Genomic DNA, 2,970 nt, shown 5'->3' on the forward strand with positions numbered 1-2,970 from the left:
GCCAGGGGCACCGCTGCGCCATCATCGCCACCGCCCGGGCCGGTGACGTGATCGTGCACGCCGCGCCGGCCCAACCGACCGAGGGGGCGGGTTTGGTGGTCCTCTCGGTGGCCGCCGCGCCGCAGGTGCCGCCGGCCGAGGTGCTGGCCGTCGGGTACGACCTCAGCGCCAGCGCGGCCGATGACACGGAACTGCCGGGCAGCCGCTCCCTGTTCGACCTGCCGCTCGGTGCTGCGCCGCTCTGGACGGTGCGCGAGGAACGGGCCCGAACCCGGGCGCGCGACGGCCGCGAGGAGCGCCACCACGCCGTCCTGCCCTGCTGGTCGGCGCGGAACGAGCACGATCTGAGCGCGCCGACGCTCGGCTTCCCGGCCGCCTCGGCGGTGCTGGCGAAGACCCTGGCGCTACCGGTGAGAGCCTTCGAGGCGCGGCAGACGGCGGTGGCCCGGTTTGACCGGTACGGCTTCGAGGCGGCGGCGGTGACCGGCATGTTCGGGGTGACCAGCCTGCCGCCGGAGGGCCTCGTCCGGACCGCCGAGCTGCGCTTCGGTCACCCGTACGCCGTGTTGGCCGTCGCCACCGACAGTCGGGCCGACGGTGGCACCGGGCCGTGGCACGGGGTGCCGGTCTTCTCCGCCTGGGTCGCCGAGCCGGAGGAGCTGACCGAGACCTGACGAGACGAGGCTGATCGCGTCGACGGCGAGGCCCGACGGCGGGGAACAAGAGTGGATTCAGGGTGGGGCGGGCCGACCGCCGTCGCGCGGCAGCCGCGCCACCATCTCTCGGAACTCCCCCACGGTCATCGCCTCGCGCAGGGTCGCGAAGACGGCTCCGGTTCCGGCCCGAGCGGTGGCCGGGTCCACCCCGGCCCGGTGCTGCACCCGACGAAGGAACTCCGCCGGGCCGGCGTCCGTCGGCGGTGTGTCCGCCGCGCTGCCAGCGGTCGGGCTCGGACCGGTCAGGTAGCCGTCGACCTGGTCCGGGAGGTGCCCAACGAGGTCGTCGGGGGCACCGCCGGTCACCCGCTCGGCCATCGTCCGCAGCACGGCGCGGGCGAGCGCGGCGGCCTGCTCGGTCGGCAGGCCGGACCGCCGGGACACCGCGTCGATGAAGTACGGGAAGCCGTCGCCGTCGGTCACGCTCGGGCGGTTACCCCTGGCCGGCCGCGACAAACTGGCCGGTCAGCGCAGCAGGCCCTCGGCCAGCAGGTGGTCGAAGATGAGCTGATCGACAGGCGAGGTGCGGTGCCGGTCGGCGTGGCCGAGCCAGGCCATCTCGGCGATCTCGCTGGCCGGCCGTAGCTGCCCCTGATAGCCGGCCCGGTAGCAGGTCATCCGCACGGTGATGCCGTTCGGGTGGCCGTGCGCCTGCGCGGTGAAGGTGCCGAGGTGCACGGCGCCGGGTACGTCGACCTCGACGCTCAGCTCCTCGCCGATCTCCCGGCGCAGGGTCTCCAGGTCGGTCTCGCCGGGCTCGCGCTTGCCGCCCGGCAGGTACCACACGTCCTTGCCCGCGGAGCGGGTGCTCAGCACCCGCCCGTCCTCGACGAGGATCCAGGCCACCTTGTCGATCTCGCGCACCATGCTCCCTCCGGCCGGCGGACCGGGCACGCTATCACCCCCCGCCGGCCGGCGGGGAGTCAGTCGGCCAGCAGGTCGAGCAGCAGCGCGGCGGTCCAGCTGAACGCCGGCGAGCCCAGCCCGGCGCCGGTGTCCGGGTGGAAGTACTCGTGGCAGCCGGCCCCGGCGACCAGCCCGATCATCGAGCGCCGCAGACCGGCGGCCAACTCCGGACGCCGGTGGGTGAGCAGCCCACGCCGGACCAGCCAGCCGATGTTGAGCCAGCTCGGCCCGCGCCAGTAGCGCAGCGGCTCGAAGTCGGCTGCGGTGCGGTCGTGGCTGGGCAGCGGCCGGTCCATCCGCCGGGCCACCCCGAAGCGTGCCGACCGGGCCTCGACCACCAGCGCGTCGGCCTGCCGAGCCGGCAGGTCGGGCAGGATCAGCGGGGTCAGCCCGAGCACGGTGCGGGCGCGGACCAGGCGCTCGGTCCGCAGGTCGCGGGGCTGGAAGGTGCCGGTGCTCGGGTCGTACAGCCGGCGTACCAGGGCTTGGGTGATCCGGGCCGCGCGGGCCCGGTGCGGCCCGGGGTCGTGGCCGAGCAGCGCGGCGATCTCGGCGAGCGCGTGCTCGGCGGACCCGAACGCCGCGTTGAAGAGCGGGCACTCCACCAGGAACGGGTGCCCCCCGGCCAGGTCCCGGTCGGAGTAGCCGTGGTCGCGGTAGGCGGCGACGATCGCCAGGTAGCGCGCGTAGTCCAGGTCCGTGGGGCGGTGCGCGGCGTCGGCGTGCGCGGTGTCGTGCCGACGGTACGCGCGCATCACCGCCGCCTCGGCCGGGACCGCCGCCATCGGCTCGTCCCAGGCCGGGCTGTTGTCCAACCCGGACTCCCACGGGTGCACGACGCAGACCAGCCCGTCGCCGGCCACGTCCCGCCGGTCGGCCAGGTAGCGCTGTTGGGCGACGAGCGCGGGATAGAGCCGGCGCAGCGCGGCCAGGGCGGCCGGGTCGGGTGCCCGCCGGTACGCCAGCAACGCGGCGAGCGCGTGCACCGGCGGCTGGACCAGCCCGGAGGTGGCCACCGGCGGCGTGCCCGGGACGTCCGCCGAGCGCCACATCTCGGGCCCCGGAAAGTACGCGCCGACCCGCGGCGCCGGGTTGAACACGATGTGCGGCACCCGTCCGTCGGCCCACTGCGCCGCGAACAGGCTCGCCAGCTCCCGCCAGGCGCGTTCCGGGCGGACCTGGGCCAGCCCGATCGCGATGAACGCGGAGTCCCAGCTCCACTGGTGCGGGTAGAGCGTGCGCGAGGGCACCGTGTGCGCGTGTTCCCAGTTGGCGTCGAGCGTGTCCAGCGCGAGCCGGCGCAGCGTCGGCCGCGCCTCCGGCGCGGGCCACGGCGGCGGTGCCCACC

General features: G+C 75.6%; 3 protein-coding genes and 1 pseudogene. 1 reads left to right on the forward strand and 3 read right to left on the reverse strand.

The annotated features are described in order from the left end of the window. Positions 1-674, forward strand: a pseudogene (locus JM949_RS34985) (hypothetical protein); the annotation flags it as partial. 57 nt (positions 675-731) lie between these two features. On the opposite strand, the gene JM949_RS34990 reads toward JM949_RS34985, so the two are convergent. The 3 genes from JM949_RS34990 to JM949_RS35000 are packed head-to-tail and all read right to left on the reverse strand — an operon-like array spanning position 732 to position 2,926. Beyond that, entirely contained in the window at positions 732-1,139 is a 408-nt protein-coding gene (locus JM949_RS34990; protein WP_203152345.1) for a DUF2267 domain-containing protein, read from the reverse strand. Positions 1,140-1,181: 42 nt separating this feature from the next. Continuing rightward, complete coding sequence (locus tag JM949_RS34995) at positions 1,182-1,580, reverse strand: NUDIX hydrolase (protein ID WP_203152346.1); 399 nt, start codon at positions 1,578-1,580, stop codon at positions 1,182-1,184. Positions 1,581-1,639: 59 nt separating this feature from the next. Then, complete coding sequence (locus JM949_RS35000) at positions 1,640-2,926, reverse strand: MGH1-like glycoside hydrolase domain-containing protein (RefSeq protein ID WP_203152347.1); 1,287 nt, start codon at positions 2,924-2,926, stop codon at positions 1,640-1,642. Positions 2,927-2,970 lie beyond the last annotated feature (44 nt).

Origin of the sequence: Micromonospora tarensis, assembly GCF_016803395.1 — a bacterium.
Lineage (GTDB): Bacteria > Actinomycetota > Actinomycetes > Mycobacteriales > Micromonosporaceae > Micromonospora > Micromonospora tarensis.